This is a genomic window from Paracoccus subflavus (assembly GCF_004310345.1).
GTDB classification, from domain to species: Bacteria; Pseudomonadota; Alphaproteobacteria; order Rhodobacterales; family Rhodobacteraceae; genus Paracoccus; species Paracoccus subflavus.
Map to the genome: position 1 here is coordinate 152,316 of NZ_SISK01000002.1, position 16,561 is coordinate 168,876.

Annotated in this window: 18 protein-coding genes; 3 read left to right on the forward strand and 15 right to left on the reverse strand. The window is 67.2% G+C overall.

Features of this window, described 5'->3' with window-relative positions:
* Positions 1–22: 22 nt before the first annotated feature.
* From EYE42_RS03840 to EYE42_RS03850, 3 genes are read left to right on the forward strand one after another with little or no spacing between them, the layout of a single operon-like run.
* Entirely contained in the window at positions 23–1,606 is a 1,584-nt protein-coding gene (locus EYE42_RS03840; protein ID WP_130989994.1) for a leucyl aminopeptidase, read from the forward strand.
* 40 nt (positions 1,607–1,646) lie between these two features.
* Positions 1,647–2,240: a hypothetical protein gene (locus EYE42_RS03845; RefSeq protein ID WP_130989995.1), complete on the forward strand. Its 594-nt coding sequence runs from the start codon at positions 1,647–1,649 to the stop codon at positions 2,238–2,240.
* On the forward strand, positions 2,240–2,689 hold the full coding sequence (locus tag EYE42_RS03850) for a DNA polymerase III subunit chi (RefSeq protein WP_130989996.1): 450 nt from the start codon (positions 2,240–2,242) through the stop codon (positions 2,687–2,689). Before EYE42_RS03845 ends, EYE42_RS03850 begins: the two co-directional genes overlap by 1 nt.
* Positions 2,690–2,741: 52 nt before the next feature.
* Here the strand turns inward: EYE42_RS03850 and EYE42_RS03855 are convergent, their stop codons facing one another.
* The 15 genes from EYE42_RS03855 to EYE42_RS03925 form a co-directional block, all read right to left on the reverse strand.
* A complete protein-coding gene (locus EYE42_RS03855) occupies positions 2,742–3,269 on the reverse strand; it encodes a TIGR00645 family protein (protein ID WP_130989997.1) in 528 nt (175 codons plus the stop codon).
* Between the two features lie 61 nt (positions 3,270–3,330).
* A complete protein-coding gene (urtE, locus tag EYE42_RS03860; RefSeq protein ID WP_130989998.1) occupies positions 3,331–4,038 on the reverse strand; it encodes an urea ABC transporter ATP-binding subunit UrtE in 708 nt (235 codons plus the stop codon).
* 3 nt (positions 4,039–4,041) lie between these two features.
* Positions 4,042–4,782, reverse strand: coding sequence for an urea ABC transporter ATP-binding protein UrtD (gene urtD / locus EYE42_RS03865; RefSeq protein WP_130989999.1), 741 nt, complete (start codon positions 4,780–4,782; stop codon positions 4,042–4,044).
* Positions 4,779–6,026 carry an urea ABC transporter permease subunit UrtC gene (urtC, locus tag EYE42_RS03870; protein ID WP_130990000.1) on the reverse strand — a complete coding sequence of 416 codons (1,248 nt, stop codon included), beginning with the start codon at positions 6,024–6,026 and terminating at the stop codon, positions 4,779–4,781. The genes urtD and urtC overlap by 4 nt, the downstream gene beginning before the upstream one ends.
* Before the next feature lie 4 nt (positions 6,027–6,030).
* The gene (urtB, locus tag EYE42_RS03875; RefSeq protein ID WP_130990001.1) at positions 6,031–7,947 is read right to left on the reverse strand and encodes an urea ABC transporter permease subunit UrtB; all 1,917 of its coding nucleotides are present in this window, start codon (positions 7,945–7,947) and stop codon (positions 6,031–6,033) included.
* A gap of 48 nt (positions 7,948–7,995) precedes the next feature.
* Positions 7,996–9,279 carry an urea ABC transporter substrate-binding protein gene (urtA, locus tag EYE42_RS03880; RefSeq protein ID WP_130990002.1) on the reverse strand — a complete coding sequence of 428 codons (1,284 nt, stop codon included), beginning with the start codon at positions 9,277–9,279 and terminating at the stop codon, positions 7,996–7,998.
* 186 nt (positions 9,280–9,465) lie between these two features.
* Complete coding sequence (ureG, locus tag EYE42_RS03885) at positions 9,466–10,089, reverse strand: urease accessory protein UreG (protein WP_130990003.1); 624 nt, start codon at positions 10,087–10,089, stop codon at positions 9,466–9,468.
* A complete protein-coding gene (locus EYE42_RS03890) occupies positions 10,086–10,694 on the reverse strand; it encodes an urease accessory protein UreF (protein ID WP_246020574.1) in 609 nt (202 codons plus the stop codon). Before EYE42_RS03890 ends, ureG begins: the two co-directional genes overlap by 4 nt.
* Positions 10,695–10,710: 16 nt before the next feature.
* A complete protein-coding gene (locus EYE42_RS03895; RefSeq protein WP_130990005.1) occupies positions 10,711–11,238 on the reverse strand; it encodes an urease accessory protein UreE in 528 nt (175 codons plus the stop codon).
* Positions 11,239–11,252: 14 nt separating this feature from the next.
* The gene (gene ureC, locus EYE42_RS03900; RefSeq protein WP_130990006.1) at positions 11,253–12,938 is read right to left on the reverse strand and encodes an urease subunit alpha; all 1,686 of its coding nucleotides are present in this window, start codon (positions 12,936–12,938) and stop codon (positions 11,253–11,255) included.
* On the reverse strand, positions 12,935–13,240 hold the full coding sequence (locus tag EYE42_RS03905; protein WP_130990007.1) for an urease subunit beta: 306 nt from the start codon (positions 13,238–13,240) through the stop codon (positions 12,935–12,937). Before EYE42_RS03905 ends, ureC begins: the two co-directional genes overlap by 4 nt.
* A 167-nt stretch (positions 13,241–13,407) precedes the next feature.
* Positions 13,408–13,719 (reverse strand): urease subunit gamma, encoded by a 312-nt coding sequence (locus EYE42_RS03910; protein ID WP_130990008.1) that lies wholly within the window; start codon positions 13,717–13,719, stop codon positions 13,408–13,410.
* A 2-nt stretch (positions 13,720–13,721) separates the two neighbouring features.
* A complete protein-coding gene (locus EYE42_RS03915) occupies positions 13,722–14,537 on the reverse strand; it encodes an urease accessory protein UreD (protein ID WP_130990009.1) in 816 nt (271 codons plus the stop codon).
* 135 nt (positions 14,538–14,672) lie between these two features.
* On the reverse strand, positions 14,673–15,476 hold the full coding sequence (locus EYE42_RS03920) for a GNAT family N-acetyltransferase (RefSeq protein ID WP_130990010.1): 804 nt from the start codon (positions 15,474–15,476) through the stop codon (positions 14,673–14,675).
* A gap of 6 nt (positions 15,477–15,482) precedes the next feature.
* A complete protein-coding gene (locus EYE42_RS03925) occupies positions 15,483–16,550 on the reverse strand; it encodes an AI-2E family transporter (protein ID WP_130990011.1) in 1,068 nt (355 codons plus the stop codon).
* Positions 16,551–16,561 lie beyond the last annotated feature (11 nt).

Genomic DNA, 16,561 nt, shown 5'->3' on the forward strand with positions numbered 1-16,561 from the left:
TCCGCAGAACCACGAGGACGCCATGACCCATCCCGCCCCGATCACCTTTACCGAAATCGCCGCCGACCGGCTGGCCAGCCATCAGGGCCGGGTGGCGATGATCGTGGCGCCGGGCGGCAAGCTGCCGTCGGGGCTGCCGCGCGCCGCGCGCGAGGCGGCGCAGCGGGCGCTGGACTCCAAGGCGGGCAAGGGGCTGAAGCCCGGCACCGCGCTGGAACTGGCCTTTCCGGCAGGCATGGCGGCCGAGGCGCTGATGCTGGTGGCGCTGCCCGCCGATGCCTCGGTGACGCAGGCACGCAAGGCGGGCGCGGCCATCGGCGCCAAGCTGGGCACCACGCATACCTTGGTGCTGGCGGGCGGGCATCGGCTGTCGAACGAGGTCGCCTTGGGCATTGCGCTGCGTGGCTATGATTTTTCCGTGTATCAGACCAAGCCTGCCGAGAACGGAATCGGAGAAACAGGCGCCGATCCGATCCCGCAAAGCATCACCCATGGCCCCGAGAACGCCATCCTGGCCGATGCGCAGGCCGACAGCGCGCCCGAGACGGCGGACGAGCCGGTGGGCGAAAAGGCCCGCGTGACGTTCATGGTCAAGAATCCCGAGGCGCTGGCCCGCGCCGCGCAGGACGCCGCCGCCGTGGCCGAGGGCGTGTTCTTTACCCGCGATCTGGTCAACGAACCCGCCAATGTCCTGACCACCACCGACTTTGCCGACCGCCTGAAGGCAATGGAGGAGATCGGCCTGACCGTCGAGGTGCTGGAGGAGGACCACCTGGCCGAACTGGGGATGCGCGCCCTGCTGGGCGTGGGGCAGGGGTCGGAGAGCCCCTCCAAGGTCGTCGTGATGCACTGGAACGGCGGCGGGGATCAGGCCCCGCTTGCCCTGGTCGGCAAGGGCGTCGTGTTCGACACCGGCGGCATTTCCATCAAGCCTGCCGCCGGGATGGAGGAAATGACCATGGACATGGGCGGCGCGGGCGTCGTGGCGGGCGTGATGCGCACGCTGGCCCTGCGCCGGGCCAGGGCGAACGTGGTGGGGCTGGTCGGGTTGGTGGAAAACATGCCCGACGGTCGCGCGCAGCGTCCGGGCGATATCGTGAAATCCATGAAGGGCGACACGATCGAGGTCATCAACACCGACGCCGAGGGTCGCCTCGTGCTGGCCGACGTGCTGTGGTATGCGCAGACGCGCTTCAACCCCTCGGCCGTCATCGACCTCGCGACGCTGACCGGCGCCGTCATCATCGCGCTGGGCCACGACAACGCGGGCGTCTTTGCCAATGACGATGCCCTGGCCGACACCATCCTGGCCGCCGCCAAGGCCGAGGGCGAGGGCGCCTGGCGCCTGCCGCTGGGACAGCCCTATGACAACCTGATCAAGTCGCGGCTGGCCGACATGAAGAACACGGGCGGCCGGGCGGCGGGGTCCATCACCGCAGCGCAGTTCCTGCAACGCTTCATCCGCAAGGGTCAGTCCTGGGCGCATATCGACATCGCGGGCGTGACCCTGCCGCCCGGCGCCACCGACCTTGCCCCCAAGGGCGCGACCGGCTGGGGGGTGATGACCCTGGACCGCCTGATCCGCGACCGGTACGAGAATCGCTAAGGCCATCGTTCAGGCAACCGCCATGGCAGGACCCGGTCCGATGAATGACCAGAATCCGATCGAAACCCGATTCTTTCGGGAATCGGACGGGAATCGGACGGGGCTTGTGCATATCCACGACGGTTTCGTGAAACGGTGCGATTTCGGTTTCAACGCACCGCTTGAGCGTCCTGGCAATCAGCCTGCCTATGTCGTGCTGGATGACGCACGTGTTCTGTCCCTGCACCACCATCACCTCGTCTCTACCGAGGATGTCCAAGCCTATCACAGCGGACAGCGTGTCAGCCGTGCCGAGACTGTATCGCACCTGGCGCTGATCGGGTCCGACCCTTGGCGGGCGGACGAGCCGGTGCGGCGCGTTTCGTTTTTCTGCCCGGATGCCGATCACCTGCGGTTCTGGATCGAGTTTTCCGATGGCTGCCCGCTGGACCGCATCCGGCAGACGTCCAGCGAACGCATGTTGACCGCATGGCGCTGGTTCGAGCGTCTGCCGGATGCAGGTGAAAGAAAGGCTTTGGCCCCCGAGGCCATTGATGCCCTTGTCGATGCGGCGGTTGCTGTCGCACAGGATAAAGGCCCGACTATTGAAAGAGAGCGCAGAACCGCGCAACACCCCGCGCGCCCGGAGGCATGATGGGCAACGCGCTTTTCTATCACCTGACCCGCTCGCCCGCCGAAAGCCTCTTGCCGGTGCTGATCGGCAAGTCGCTGGCGGCGGGCTGGCAGGTGGAACTGCGCGGCACCGATCCGGCCCGGATGGAGCGGCTGGATCTGCACCTGTGGCAAGCCGAGGGCTTTCTGCCGCACGGGCTGGCGGGCGGGCCGCATGATGCGCGCCAGCCGGTGCTGCTGACGGTGGCCGGGCAGGGGGCCGCCAACCGCCCCGCCTGCCTGATGGCCCTGGACGGGGCCGAGGTCGCACCCGACGAATGTGCCGCGATGGAACGGGCCTGCATCCTTTTCGACGGCGGCGACGCGGCTGCGACCGCGCGGGCGCGCGACCAGTGGCGGATGCTGACCGGTGCCGGGGTGGCGGCAGAGTACTGGTCCGAAGAAGGGGGGCGGTGGGAGCGCAAGCGGTGATGCCCTCAAGGGCGCCCGGAATTGCGGATCCGATCCCGGCCCAGCGGAGCCGCTAATCGACCGGGAGGGTGGCGGCCTTCTTGCGGATCTTGGCGTTGCTAGCGATCCAGTCCATCGCCGCCAGAAGCACGCCCGAGATGACGAAGACCAGATGGATGATGACCATCCACCGCATCTGTTCGGCCGTGTATTTGCTGACATCCATGAAGACCTTGAGCAGGTGGATGCCGGAAATCGCCACGATCGAGGCCACCAGCTTCAGCTTAAGCCCAGAAAAATCGACCTCTCCCTGCCATTCGGGGCGGTCCTTTTCCTGGTCCAGCTCCATCCGGCTGACGAAATTCTCGTATCCCGAAAAGATCACGATCATCAGCAGGTTGGCCGCCAGGCTGAGGTCGATCAGCGCCAGGACGCCCAGGATGGCGTCGTTGACGGTGATGACCGGGACGATCAGAACGAATGCCCAAAGTTCTCTCAGAAACACCCAGACCAGGATCGCCAGGGCGGCCGCCAGCCCCAGATACATGGGCGCCATCATCCAGCGGCTGGCGAAAAGGCTGCGTTCGATCAGGCGTTCCATCGCGGTCTCCGAAACGGGGTTCCGGCGGGCTATACAGCCGCCCGCCGACCGCGAAAAGCCGTCATGCCGCCGCGTGCCCGGCCAGCCGGGCGTGCAGATCGGCGCGCCGCAGGCGGGCCTTGGCGCCCTGCATCACCGGGCGACCACGCTCCAGCACCAGAAAGTCGTCGCCCAGTTCCCAGGCAAAATCGAAGAACTGTTCGACCAGCACGATCGCAATGTCGCCCTGGTCGCGCAGGGCGGCGATGACGCGGCCGATCTGGGCGATGATGTTGGGCTGGATGCCCTCGGTCGGCTCGTCCAGCAGCAACACGCGCGGCCGGGTGATCAGCGCGCGGGCGATGGCCAGTTGCTGTTGCTGGCCGCCTGACAGGTCGCCGCCGCGCCGGTGGGCCATTTCGGCCAGAACGGGGAAGCTGTCGAAGATTTCGTCGGGGATGCGGCGGTCGGCGCGGGGCAGGCAGGCGAATCCCGTCTCCATGTTCTCGCGCACGGTCAGCATGGGAAAGATCGCGCGGCCCTGCGGCACATAGCCCACGCCCAGGCGGGCCATCGCCTGGGCGGTGACGCGGCCCAAGGGCCTGCCGTCGAACGCGATCTCGCCCCCCGATCGCGGGTGGCGCCCGGCCAGCAGGTTCATCAGCGACGTTTTGCCCACGCCGTTGTTGCCCATCACGCAGGTGACCGATCCGGGCCGCGCGGCGATGTCGATGCCGTGCAGGATCTGGCTGGTGCCGTAATGCAGGGTCAGGTTCTTGGCGTCCAGCATATCCTATCGTCCCAGATAGACTTCGATCACGTCGGGATTGCGGGTCACATGATCCAGGCTGCCCTCGGCCAGCACCGATCCCTGGTGCAGCACCGTCACCTTGCAGTTCAGGCGGCGCACGAAATCCATGTCGTGTTCCACCACCACCACCGCCCGCGTCTGCGCCAGCCGCACCAGCAGCGCGGTCGTTTGTTCGCGTTCGGCCAGCGTCATGCCCGCGGCGGGTTCGTCGACCAGCAGCAGCCGCGGGTCGGATGCCAGCAGCATCCCGATCTCCAGCCACTGCTTCTGGCCGTGCGACAGTTCGCCCGCCTTGCGGCCGACCTGCGCGGCAAGGCCTACCTCTGAGGCCAGTCCGGCCACCTTTTCGACCGAAGCCTGCGATGGCCGCCAGCCCAGCACCGCAAAGGGGCTGCGCGCGGCTTTCAACGCCATGGTCAGATTGTCGGCGACGGTCTGGTCCTCGAACACGGTGGGCCGCTGGAACTTGCGGCCGATCCCCTCGCGGGCGATCTGCGCCTCGTTCATGCGCAGCAGGGATTTCGGCGGCGTGCCCCATTTTACGTCGCCCGCATCGGGCCGGGTCTTGCCGGTCACGATGTCCATGAAGGTGGTCTTGCCCGCGCCGTTCGGGCCGATCACGGCACGCAGTTCCGCCGCGCCGATGCTGAAGGACAGGTTGTTGATGGCCCGGAATCCGTCGAAGCTGACCGAGATGCCGTCCACTTCCAGAAGCGCGCTCATGCCTTGGCTTCCTGTTCCTGAAGGGCGCCCTGGTCGGGGCCAGGGTCGCGTCCGGGGCGGCGTGGGGGCATGATGCCGCCCAGCCGATCGACGATGCCCGCGATGCCCTTGGGGGCGAACAGGGTGACCAGCACGAAGCTGACGCCCAACGCCACCTGCCACCAATCCACCCAGTTCACCGTATATCCCGGCAGGTGGATCGAAGGCGCCCGACCGCCGGTGAACCAACTGGACAGAAGCGAGACGACAACCGCCCCGATGATCGCGCCGTACAGCCTGCCGCGCCCGCCGATCGCCACCCAGACCGCCAGATAGATCGAGGCGATGGGCATCAGTTCCGCCGGGTTGATGATCCCGGCCTGCGGGTAATACAACGCCCCCGCAACGGCGGTGATCATCGCCGCCAGCGTGAAGACCACCAGCTTGAATCCCTCGACCGGATAGCCCAGGAAGCGGACGCGGGTTTCGTCGTCGCGGATGGCGCGGACGACGCTGCCGAACTTGCCGCTGACCAGCCAGGCCGCCAGCACATAGGCCAGCCCCAGGGCCAGGGCCGAGGCCCAGAGGAACCAGACCGACAGCCTGGCCTGATCTACGCCGTCCAGGCCGGGGATGTTCTGCAACCCCGACAGCCCGTTGTTGCCCCGGAACCCGCTGTCGTTCTGGAACAGCCACAGCGCAAGCGCCAGCGTCATCGCCTGCGTCAGGATCGACAGATAGACGCCGTTCACGCGGCTGCGGAACGCCAGCCAGCCAAAGACCATCGCCAGCAGGCCGGGAACCGCCACCACCAGCAGCAGTTGCAGGGGTAGCGAATGGGCAAAGGACCAGACCGGCGGCAGGTCCGACGACCCGACCACCCCGAAGATCTGGTTGGCGACGCCCTCCTGCAGTTCGGCCGGGGTGGGCGGGATCGGGTTCCCGGCCAGCGATGCCGCAACGATGGCTTCGGTCCGGGCATACATCAGCCATTGCCCGATCAGATAGCCGCCAAGGGCGAAAAACGCCATCTGGCCCAGCGACAGGATTCCCAGGTATCCCCAGACCAGATCCATCGCCACCGCAGCCAGGGCCAGGCACAGCGTCTTGCCCAGAACCTTCACGGTCGAGGTCGGGATGACGCCGCTGCCATAGGCCTGGCTCAACAGCGTGACGGCGACGGTAAAGACCGCCAGCACCGCCAGCACCGCCAGGATCGAGGGATTGCGCAGGATGAAGGGTTGCCGGGTCGGACGGTCGGTCATGGGGTCACGCCTCTGCCGCACGGCCGCGCTGCGGGATGATGCCGCGCGGGCGGAACTGGATGAAGATGATGATGAACAGGATCATGAAGGTCTGGGCCGCCAGCGTGTTGGCCGGGTTCAGGAACTCGATCACCTTGGACAGCCCGCCGATCAGGGCGGCGCCCGCCAGCGTGCCCCAGATGTTGCCCACGCCGCCCACGACCACGGTCATGAAGCTTTGCACGATGTATTGCTGGCCCAGTTCCGATGTGACCTGCGCGAACAGACCGATGGCCACGCCCGCGATGCCCGCGATGCCGGACCCCAGGCCAAAGGTCATCATGGCGATGCGGTCGGGGTTGATGCCCATGCTGGCCGCCATGCCGGGGTTCTGGGTCACCGCGCGGACCTCGAGCCCCAGGCGGGTGCGTTTCATGATGAACAGGAACAGCCCCAGGAACAGCAGGGCGAGGACAAAGATCGCCACCCGGATCGAACTGACCCCGATCACGTCGTTGACCGTGATCGCGCCCTCTAGCCAGGCGGGGGCGGTCAGCGGGCGGGCCTGGGTGCCGAAGATGTTCTTGGCAAGCTGTTGCAGGGCAATGGACACGCCAAAGGTCGCCAGCAGCGTCTCCAGCGGACGATGCGCCAGATGGCGGATGACCAGACGATAGAGGATCACCCCGGCCAAGGCCGTCACCGCGAAGGCCAGGGGCAGCGCCACGACCAACGACAGCGTACGGTCGGCGATCAGGGTTTGCACGGTATAGCCCGTATAGGCACCCATCATGATGAATTCGCCATGCGCCATGTTGATGACGCGCATGACGCCGAAGGTGACGGCGAGCCCGATCGCCGCCAGAAAATAGATCGAGGCCAACGACAGTGCGTCCAGCCCCAGGTCGACGCCGGTCATCGCCGCCAGCCGCAGTTGCGCGCCGACCTGGGCCGCCCGGGCCGCGTCGGTGACATCGCTGTCGGCTTCGGCATAGACCTCGAAGAAGCGATGGGCGGCCAGCGCGGCTTCGGCCTCGGCATCGGTCGCGGCGGGGGGGACGGCGCCCGAAGCCTCGAGGGCCTCGTAGGCGCGGTCGCGGGCGGCAGGGTCTGACAGGTCGGCCACGGCCACGCCGCCCACGCTGCCGCCCTCGATGTTCGCGGCCAGGGCGGTGCGCTGATCGGCCGGGGTCAGGCGGGGTTGCAGGACACCCTGGCTTGTCAGCAGGGCGATCGCAGCCTCGCGCGGGAAGCCGTCGTCGCCCACCGCCAGTTCTCTCGCGATGTTGGCATCCGTCGGTTCTGCCGGCGCGGCAATGCGCGTGGTGGCCAGCAGCGGGTTCAGCGCGGCCCGGAAATCCAGCCCGACATCCCCCGCCATGGCTTCGATGGCGGCCACACGGGCGGCGGGATCCCCGTCGAACTGGATGGTCAAGAGCGATAGGGCGCGGTTGCGCTGCACGGCGAGAGCCGGATCGTCCTCTGGCGCCGCCGCCCGCAGGGCCGCCAGATGCTCGGCTGTCCCGTCGCGGGCGATCGAGGCCAGGGCGGCGGCGCGGCGGGCGGGATCGGGGTCGGAAATCTCGCCCGCGACCAGGGCGGATTCGATCACGCCGCGCACGCCAGAGTTGGGGCGCAGCATTTTCGGATCAGCGGCGGGCACCGGCTTGCCGGTCACGGCATCGGTGGCGCCGTCGCCATCCACGATCAGCAGCCGCCCGTCATCGGTCATGCCCAGCGACCGATTGGTCCAGGCGGACAACAGCGCAAGCCCCTCGGGGCCGGTGGCGGCGATCTGGGCGACAACGGGTTCCACCGTCCGACGGGACGGTTTTTCGATCTGGTCGAGATTGTCTGCGATCACCGCCTCGAGCGCGGGGTTCGCGCTTGCGGGCATCGCCAGCAGCAGCGTCAGGACAAAGACGGTCAGGGGGCGGATCATGGGCGCGTTCCTTGACGGAAGGGGGCGGTGTCGCCGCCCCCGCAAGGGTCAATAGTTCGACTGGACCTGCACGCAGGTGTTCGTCTCGGTGTTGAACATGCCGCAGTCCTTGCCCGGCCAGTCGGCTTCCAGCTTGGCGGATTCGGGCAGATAGTCGGTCCAGGCGTCGCCCGGAACGGGGTCGGTCTGGCTGACGATGTCGAACTGGCCGTCCTCGCGGATTTCCCCGATCAGCACAGGCTTGGTCAGGTGGTGGTTCGGCAGGACCGTGGCGGTGCCGCCGGTCAGGTTGGGAACCTCGACGCCGACGATGGCGTCCAGAACCGGATCGACATCGGTGGTGCCGGCCTTTTCGACCGCGGCGACCCAGGCGTTGAAGCCGATCACGGTGGCTTCCATCGGGTCGTTGGTCACGCGCGCGTCGTCGCCGATGAAGGTTTTCCATTCCTCGATGAAGGCGGTGTTGGCATCCGATTCCGCCGTCTGGAAATAATTCCAGGCCGCCAGATGGCCAACCAGGTTCGCGGTATCCAGACCCGCCAATTCCTCCTCTCCGACCGAGAACGCCATGACCGGGATGTCATCGGCCGAGACGCCCGCCGCCGCCAGTTCCTTGTAAAAGCCCACGTTGGCGTCGCCGTTGATCGTGGACACCACGCCCACTTTCTTGCCGCCCGCGCCAAGCGCCACGACATCGGCCACGATCTTGGACCAGTCGGAATGGCCGAAGGGGGTATAGTTGACGAAGATATCTTCGGCCGCGACGCCCTTGTCCTTCAGATAGGCGTCGAGGATATTGTTCGTGGTGCGCGGATAGACATAGTCGGTACCCAGAAGCGCCCAGGATTCGACGCCCAGCTCCTCCATCATGTAATCCACTGCCGGGATCGCCTGCTGGTTCGGCGCGGCGCCGGTGTAGATGACGTTCTTGGACGATTCCTCGCCCTCGTACTGCACCGGATAGAACAGCAGGCCGTTCAGTTCCTCGATCACCGGCAGGACCGACTTGCGCGACACGGACGTCCAGCAGCCGAAGATCGCGTCAACCTCGCTGACGGTCAGCAGTTCGCGGGCCTTTTCGGCAAACAGCGGCCAGTCGGATGCGGGGTCCACCACCACGGCTTCCAGGGGGCGGCCCAGCAAACCGCCCTTGGCATTTTGTCGTTCGACCATCATCAGGACCGTATCCTTCAGCGTGGTTTCCGAAATCGCCATGGTGCCCGACAGCGAATGCAGCACGCCGATCCTGATCGGCTCGCCTTCCTGCGCCATCGCCCCGGGTGCAAACGAGATCGCACTGGTCAGCATCAGCGTTGCGGTCAGTTTCCTCATGATTACCTTCCCGGCCCTGCGGCCCGTTTTCCCTGTTGACCCTGTGAAGGCATGGCGCCTTCGCATGTGCAGCAAGACGGGTTTCAGGCGGGCTGAACAGGTTTCGGGCAGGATCAGGGCCGGAGATGCGGAAAGTGTCCGGCGGGCAGGCAAACAGGCAGGCACCTGCCTATTTCGCGGGCTGCTTCAGTCCGTGCGGGGCTGCAGCCCGCCCTGGTCGATCAGGAAATCGACGATCCGGTCCACGCCGACGCCATGACGCAACTGCGCCATGACTACCGGGCGGGCACCACGTGCCGTCCGGGCGTCGGATTCCAGCAGGGCGGCATCCACCCCCACATGGGGCGCAAGATCGGTCTTGTTCACCACCAGCAGATCCGACCGCGCCAGTCCCGGTCCGCGCTTGCGGGGAATGTCCTGACCGGCGGCGGTGTCGATGACATAGATCGTCAGATCGGCCAGTTCCGGGGAAAAGGTCGCGGCCAGATTGTCGCCACCCGATTCGATCAGCACCAGATCGAGGTCGGGAAAGGCCGCGTTCAGATCGGCGATGGCGGCCAGGTTGATGCTGGCATCCTCGCGGATGGCCGTATGGGGGCAGCCGCCCGTTTCCACGCCGCGGATTCTGTCCTGCGGCAGAACCTGGGCGCGCATCAGCGCCTCGGCGTCCTCGCGGGTATAGATGTCGTTGGTGATCACCGCCATCGACAGGCGCGGGGCAAGGGCGCGTGCAAGCTGTTCGGTCAGCGTGGTCTTGCCCGCGCCGACAGGGCCGCCGATGCCGACGCGGAGGGGTCCGTTGTTGCTCATGATCGGAATATCCTGACGGGCATGGTTTCATGGCGCATGGCGGCGATGTCCGCACCCCAGCCGGTGCTGGCAAGATCGTCTGCGGTTGCCTGCGCCGCACGGGCGGCGGCTGCCATGATCGCGGGTTGCAGCGCGGCCAGCACCCCTTGCCCCTGAACCGCGCCAAGCGGCAGAAAGCGGACGGCGGCGCTGATCAGCGCGGCGGCCTGGGCTTGCAGGAACGCCGCGATGATTTCGGGGTAGGGCAGGGGCATGTCGGCGCAGGCCCGGCCAAAGGCCACGGGGAGGGCGGCGGGGGGCCGATCCTGCCCTGTCAGCGCGGCAAAGGTAGCGGCGAAGGCGGTGCCTTGTTCGACGGTCTCGACCAGACGCTGCGAAGTCAGGCAGGCGGCGCGGGCCAGGTCGTCCAAGGCGGCATGGTCCGTTGCCTGCAGCGACAGGGCAACCAGAACAGCGTCGGTCCAGCCTGCGCCGTGTTCCAGCCAATCGGCCAGCCAGTGCGGCAAGGTGGCGCGGGTGACGATGCCTTGATCCATCGCCCATTCCAGCCCCTGCGACCAGGCAAAGCCGCCCACCGGAAAGGCGGGCGACAGAACCTGGGCCAAGAAAAGACGCGCGGCCTCAGGCGTGGTGGTGTTCGTGGGCTTGGGAATGGCTGTGGCCGTTCGTGTGATGTGGCGAATGATCGTGCCCGTGCGAAGGGTTCTGCGACAGTCCATGGTCATGGCCAAAGGTGCGGCCATGGCCATAGGCGCCGCCTTCCGGGCGGAAAGGCAGGGTCTTGTGACAGATCTCGGCCCCCAGCTTGCGCAGCATCGCTTCCAGCACGTGGTCCTGGCGGATGATCAGGCGGTCGGCCTCGATCCGGCAGGGAGTGTGACGGTTGCCGATATGCCAGGCAAGACGGGCAAGGTGGCCGCGAATGACCATAACAGGTTCGGATTTCGCGCGCACGACGATCTGGCGCCCGTCGGACAGTTCGAAGGCGTCGCCATCGTCCAGGCTGGTGGTTTCGGACAGATCGACCAGGAAATCACCCGCGCTGCTGGCCAGCTTCTTGCGCCGCAGTAGGCGGCCTTCGTAGTCAAGCGAGATCTCTCCATCGAACGGCGCGGGTGCGTTGCGAATGATACTGGTGGCGGTAATCATGACTGTGTCCTCCCTCAGAAGAGGAAATAGCGTTGGGCCATCGGCAGTTCCGTCGCGGGCTCACAGGTTAATATTTGTCCATCGGCGCGGACTTCGTAGGTTTCGGGATCGACCTCGATCGCCGGCATGGCGGCGTTCAGCATCATGTCGGCCTTGCCGATGCCGCGGGTGTTTTCGACCGCGATCAGGGTCTTTCCCAAACCGTCTCCTGAACCGTTTTCCAGCCCGGCACGGCTGACGAACAGCGCCGAGGCCCGCCCCGTATGCCCCCACATCGGACGCGAGAAGATCGGTTGCACGGGAATGGAGCCGTTGGGATCGCCCATCTGCGCCACGCTGATCTGCCCTCCGACCAGGACCATGTCCGGCTTCACGCCGAAAAAGGCCGGGGACCACAGCACCAGATCGGCGCGCTTTCCCGGCGCGATCGACCCGATATGCTGGCTGACACCATGGGCGATGGCCGGGTTGATGGTGTATTTCGCGATGTATCGCCTGGCGCGCAGGTTGTCGTTGTCGCCCGTCTCGCCCTCCAGCCTGCCACGCTGGCGGCGCATCTTGTCGGCGGTCTGCCAGGTGCGGATGATCACCTCGCCGATCCGGCCCATGGCCTGGCTGTCGGACGAGATCACGCTGAACGCGCCCAGGTCGTGCAGGATGTCCTCGGCCGCGATGGTCTCGCGCCGGATGCGGGATTCGGCGAAGGCCACATCCTCGGGGACGCGCCGGTCGAGGTGGTGACAGACCATCAGCATGTCGAGGTGTTCCTCGACCGTATTGGCCGTGTAGGGCCGCGTGGGATTGGTGGACGAGGGCAGGACGTTCGCCATGCCGACCATGCGGATGATGTCGGGGGCGTGTCCGCCGCCTGCGCCCTCGGTGTGATAAGCGTGGATGGTGCGACCGGCGATGGCGGCCATCGTGTCCTCGACGAAACCGGATTCGTTCAGCGTGTCGGTGTGGATCATCACCTGCACGTCCATGGCGTCGGCGACTGTCAGGCAGCAGTCGATGGCGGCGGGGGTAGTGCCCCAGTCCTCGTGCAGCTTCAGCGCGCAGGCGCCGGCGCGGATCTGTTCCTCAAGGGCCGCAGGCTGGCTGGCATTGCCCTTGCCCGCGATGCCGACGTTGACGGGCAGGTCCGCGCAGGCCTCCAGCATCCGGGCGATGTGCCAGGGGCCGGGGGTGCAGGTGGTGGCCAGCGTGCCATGCGCGGGGCCGGTGCCGCCGCCCAGCAGGGTCGTGACCCCGGAATGGAGCGCATGGTCCACTTGCTGCGGACAGATGTAGTGGATGTGGCAGTCGAACCCGCCGGGGGTCAGGATGCGGCCTTCGCCAGCGATGATTTCCGTGCCGGGGCCGATGATCAGGGTCACGCCGGGCTGGGTGTCGGGGTTTCCCGCCTTGCCGATGCCGGCGATGCGGCCGTCGCGCAGGCCCACATCTGCCTTGGTGATCCCCTGGTGGTCAAAGACGACGACGCCGGTGATGACCGTGTCCATGGCGCCATCCGCCCGCGTCACCTGTGACTGGCCCATGCCCTCGCGGACGACCTTGCCGCCGCCGAACTTGACCTCTTCGCCGGGGATGGTCAGGTCGCGCTCGACCTGAATCAGCAGGTCGGTATCGGCCAGACGGATACGGTCGCCGGTGGTGGGGCCATACAGGGCGGCGTAATCGGCGCGGGACAGGCGGGTCACAGCGGCCCCATGACGGCTTTGCGAAAGCCTTGCACGACGCGGCTGCCCGCGTAGGGGATCAGGCGCACCTCGCGCGACTGGCCCGGTTCGAACCGGACGGCGGTTCCGGCGGGGATCGCCAGACGCATCCCCCGTGCGGCAAGGCGGTCGAAACGCAGGGCCGGGTTGGTTTCGGCGAAATGATAATGGCTGCCGACCTGGATCGGGCGGTCGCCGGTATTGGCGACCATCACCGTGATGGGGTCGCGGCCTTCGTTGAGGGCGATTTCGCCCGGGGCGGGCAGGATTTCGCCGGGGATCACGACCGGCCCCGCAAGAATCGGCCCCGCAGGAACAGACAGGTCGCGACGGTCCCCAGATGATCGGACCGGGACAAAAGGTGCGTCCAGGACGCGGCCTGATGATCGCCTGGATGGGCCAGGGCAGCCTGCGGCAGCAAGACGATGGCAAAGAGGGAAAGGTGTTTCATTCATGCCTCGTGACGGATCGGGTGGTGGACGGTGACCAGCTTGGTGCCGTCGGGAAAGGTGGCCTCGACCTGAACGGATTCGATCATCTCGGGCACTCCGGACATACATTGACCGGCTGTGATCACATGGGCCCCCGCCTGCATCAGGTCGGCCACGCTGCGTCCGTCGCGCGCACCCTCGACCACGAAATCGGTGATCAGGGCGATGGCCTCGGGGTGGTTCAGCCTGACGCCGCGGGCCAGTCGCCCGCGCGCGACCATCGCCGCCACGGATACAAGCAGTTTCTCGCGTTCGCGGGGGGAAAGATTCATGGTCAGACCTGCCAGACACGGGGAAGGGGATCGGGGCGCAGGGCGGCCAGCAGCCGGTTGACCTGCCGCCGCAGGGGCCAGTCGTCCCGCGCCAGCAGCCGGATCACCAGCCGCCCCGGTGGAGCACTGGCCGCCCCTGTGACGCCTGGCTCGTCCAGCAAGGCGCGGGCGCGGTCCAGAAGGTCGGGCGCATGGGACGCGATCATCGCCAGAGTCGCCACGGCGCGGGCGCCATCCAGCAGCGCCGGGCCAGCCAGCCGGGGCAGGGTGCGGTCATCCAGCACCATGGCATCGTGATGCACGACCCGGCCCGCGCAGCGCACCACGCGGCGGTCGCGCAGGCGCAGGCGGCAGAGGCTTTCGCCCATCGCCAGGCGGCCCAGCACGATCATTTCCAGCAGCAGGCATCCGGCACCGGGGGCCAGATCGACTTGGGTGTCGCGGTCCAGCCCGGCGCCGTCGAACAGGATGGTTTCCTGGGGAATCCAGTCGATCCAGCCATTCTCGCCCGCGTGCAGGTGGACTTCGGCACGGGCTGCGATGCCTTCGGCACGATAGGCCCGCTCGGCCGTTTGGGTGGTGGCCACGGCACGGGCATTGCCCCGCAAGATGGCTGTAAACGACAGCCGGTCGCCCGAGGCCAGGCCGCCCGAAGTGTTCAGAAACACGATTTCCGGCACGCCCGCCGCCACACGCGGCAGCATGGCCTTGGCTGATCCCGACTGTGCCAGATCGGCCAATCCCTGTGATCCCATGACGATCCGCGCCGCACCATGGCTGCGCTGAAGAGAGGGCTGGGACGCGGGCCTGTCGAACATGCTCCGACAGGGCGTTTCGCGGTCGCAAAGGTCAATTGCAGGGCATTTCTTTTATGCCTGCCCCTCACGCAGCAATTGCCCGACTGATTGAAAAACGGGCTGATTGCCGAAGAAAAGGGCAGCCCTGAAATCGGCTCAGCCCAAGGCTGCCCTGAGCAGGCGCCTGCGGGCAGGGGGGATCGAGCGCATCTCGAGACCGGTGAAAACGTGCAGCGTTTGCAGGGCGCGGTCGATCACGGCATGGTCGCTGACCCATCCCCCCAGGGCCAGATAGCTGCGCAGCAGCGGCGGAATCGCGGTCATGCCCTGTCTTGGCTCTGTCCGGCCGCGGGACCATGCGCGGGCCAGCCGATACACCTCGGGTGCCTTGATGAGTGGTTTCCATCGACGGGGGGCAAGATGCCGCCGGCGCAGGACGGCAAAGGCATCGGCATGGGCTGCGGGATCGGTCCCGGCAAAGCTGGAACAGCCGAACAGCATCTGGACCCCTTTTTCCTCGACCAGGCGGGTCAGGGCGGCCCAGGCCATGCGGATGATGTCGGGGTCGCTGACGGCCGGATGAACGCAGAACCGTCCGACCTCGAACAGGGGGGCGTCAAAGGATTCCAGGGCAGTCAGATCATAGAACTGCGCCGAATAGCTGCGGGCGATGTCCCCGCCGCTGGCCAGCGGCAGGAATCGCAGGCAGCAGACCAGCCCTCCGGACCGCGCGTCTTCGATCAGCAGATGGCGGCACAGGGCATCCAGCCTGTCGGCATCGCGGCGCGATCCGTCGTCGGCCAACCCCAGCCGGGCGATAAAGCACAGCCAGCGCAACCGCTGCGCCCTGTGCAAATCTTCCGGCGTCCGGGCCAGGCGGGCCAGATACCGGCCCTTGCGCAGGGGCCAGCCGGATTCTGCCGGCTGCCCTGGCGGGTCAAAGCCCCAGGTCGCGGCCATGCCGGGCTAGTCGCCCAACCGGTCGCCCAGCACATCCTCGACATAGATGCGCTTGACCAGGATGATCGCCACCAGCAGCAGGGGCGTCGCCAGCACGATGCCGGCAAAGCCGAACAGCCCGCCAAAGGCAACGATCGCCAGAACCGTCAGCGCCGGCGGCAGGTCGGCCGCGTAACGCTGGATCATGGGCATCAGCAGGTTGCCCTCGACCTGCTGGATGACCACGAACAGCAGCGCGACATAGATCGCCATGTCGAACCCTTGGGTCAGCGCGAACAGCACCGCGGGAATGCCCGACAGAAACGGACCGACGACCGGGATGATGTTGGTCAGCCCCGCGATCAGCCCCAGCACCAGGGCCAGCGGAACCCCCAGCAGCCACAGTCCCAGGCCGGTCGCCACCGCGACCAGCAGCATGTCCAGCGCCTGCCCCCCCATCCAGCGGGCCAGGGCCTGCGCCAGTTCGTCGGCGATCCGGCCTGTCCGCGCGCGATAGGACAGCGGCACCAGCCGCAGGGCGCCGCCGCGGTACATCGGCGCGTCCAGCGCCAGAAAGACCGCCACGGTCAGCAGCAGGATCAGGTTCGCCACCCCGCCGAACACCGTGCTCAGCGTCCCCGTCACATAGCCAAAGACCGAGGGCAGGCTGTCCGTCGCCGCCCCTCCGTTCTCGGTCCGGGCGGCGTCCTCCATCCGCTGCTCCAGAAACTGCCCGACCGAGCTTTCGGACAGCCAGGTCGTCACCTGGTCCCAGGCGTCGGGCAGGCTGCCGATCAACTGGCGGAACTGGTCCGAGATCGCCGGCCCGGCCAGGGCGACCATCCCCGCCAGGACCAGCACCACCGCCAGCGCGACCGCAACCACCCCCGGCTTGAAGCCCAGCCCGGCGTGACGGTGCAGGAACGCAGCCCCCGCCCGCAGGGCGATGGCGATCAGGATCGCGCCGAACCCCATCAGCAGCACGTTCGACCATTGCCACAAGGCCACCAGCAACAGGATGCCGGCAAGGGCGGTGGCGATGGGGCCGGGCTGCAGGCGAGGGCGGGCGGGGGGCTTTGGAAGGGGTTCGGTCATGCGCGGGCCTT

Coding starts and splice junctions, on each gene's coding strand:
- EYE42_RS03840 (WP_130989994.1), top strand. CDS start 23: ATGACCCATCCCGCCCCGATCACCTTTACCGAAATCGCCGCCGACCGG.
- EYE42_RS03845 (WP_130989995.1), top strand. CDS start 1,647: ATGAATGACCAGAATCCGATCGAAACCCGATTCTTTCGGGAATCGGAC.
- EYE42_RS03850 (WP_130989996.1), top strand. CDS start 2,240: ATGGGCAACGCGCTTTTCTATCACCTGACCCGCTCGCCCGCCGAAAGC.
- EYE42_RS03855 (WP_130989997.1), bottom strand. CDS start 3,269: ATGGAACGCCTGATCGAACGCAGCCTTTTCGCCAGCCGCTGGATGATG.
- urtE (WP_130989998.1), bottom strand. CDS start 4,038: ATGCTGGACGCCAAGAACCTGACCCTGCATTACGGCACCAGCCAGATC.
- urtD (WP_130989999.1), bottom strand. CDS start 4,782: ATGAGCGCGCTTCTGGAAGTGGACGGCATCTCGGTCAGCTTCGACGGA.
- urtC (WP_130990000.1), bottom strand. CDS start 6,026: ATGACCGACCGTCCGACCCGGCAACCCTTCATCCTGCGCAATCCCTCG.
- urtB (WP_130990001.1), bottom strand. CDS start 7,947: ATGATCCGCCCCCTGACCGTCTTTGTCCTGACGCTGCTGCTGGCGATG.
- urtA (WP_130990002.1), bottom strand. CDS start 9,279: ATGAGGAAACTGACCGCAACGCTGATGCTGACCAGTGCGATCTCGTTT.
- ureG (WP_130990003.1), bottom strand. CDS start 10,089: ATGAGCAACAACGGACCCCTCCGCGTCGGCATCGGCGGCCCTGTCGGC.
- EYE42_RS03895 (WP_130990005.1), bottom strand. CDS start 11,238: ATGATTACCGCCACCAGTATCATTCGCAACGCACCCGCGCCGTTCGAT.
- EYE42_RS03910 (WP_130990008.1), bottom strand. CDS start 13,719: ATGAATCTTTCCCCCCGCGAACGCGAGAAACTGCTTGTATCCGTGGCG.
- EYE42_RS03915 (WP_130990009.1), bottom strand. CDS start 14,537: ATGTTCGACAGGCCCGCGTCCCAGCCCTCTCTTCAGCGCAGCCATGGT.
- EYE42_RS03920 (WP_130990010.1), bottom strand. CDS start 15,476: ATGGCCGCGACCTGGGGCTTTGACCCGCCAGGGCAGCCGGCAGAATCC.
- EYE42_RS03925 (WP_130990011.1), bottom strand. CDS start 16,550: ATGACCGAACCCCTTCCAAAGCCCCCCGCCCGCCCTCGCCTGCAGCCC.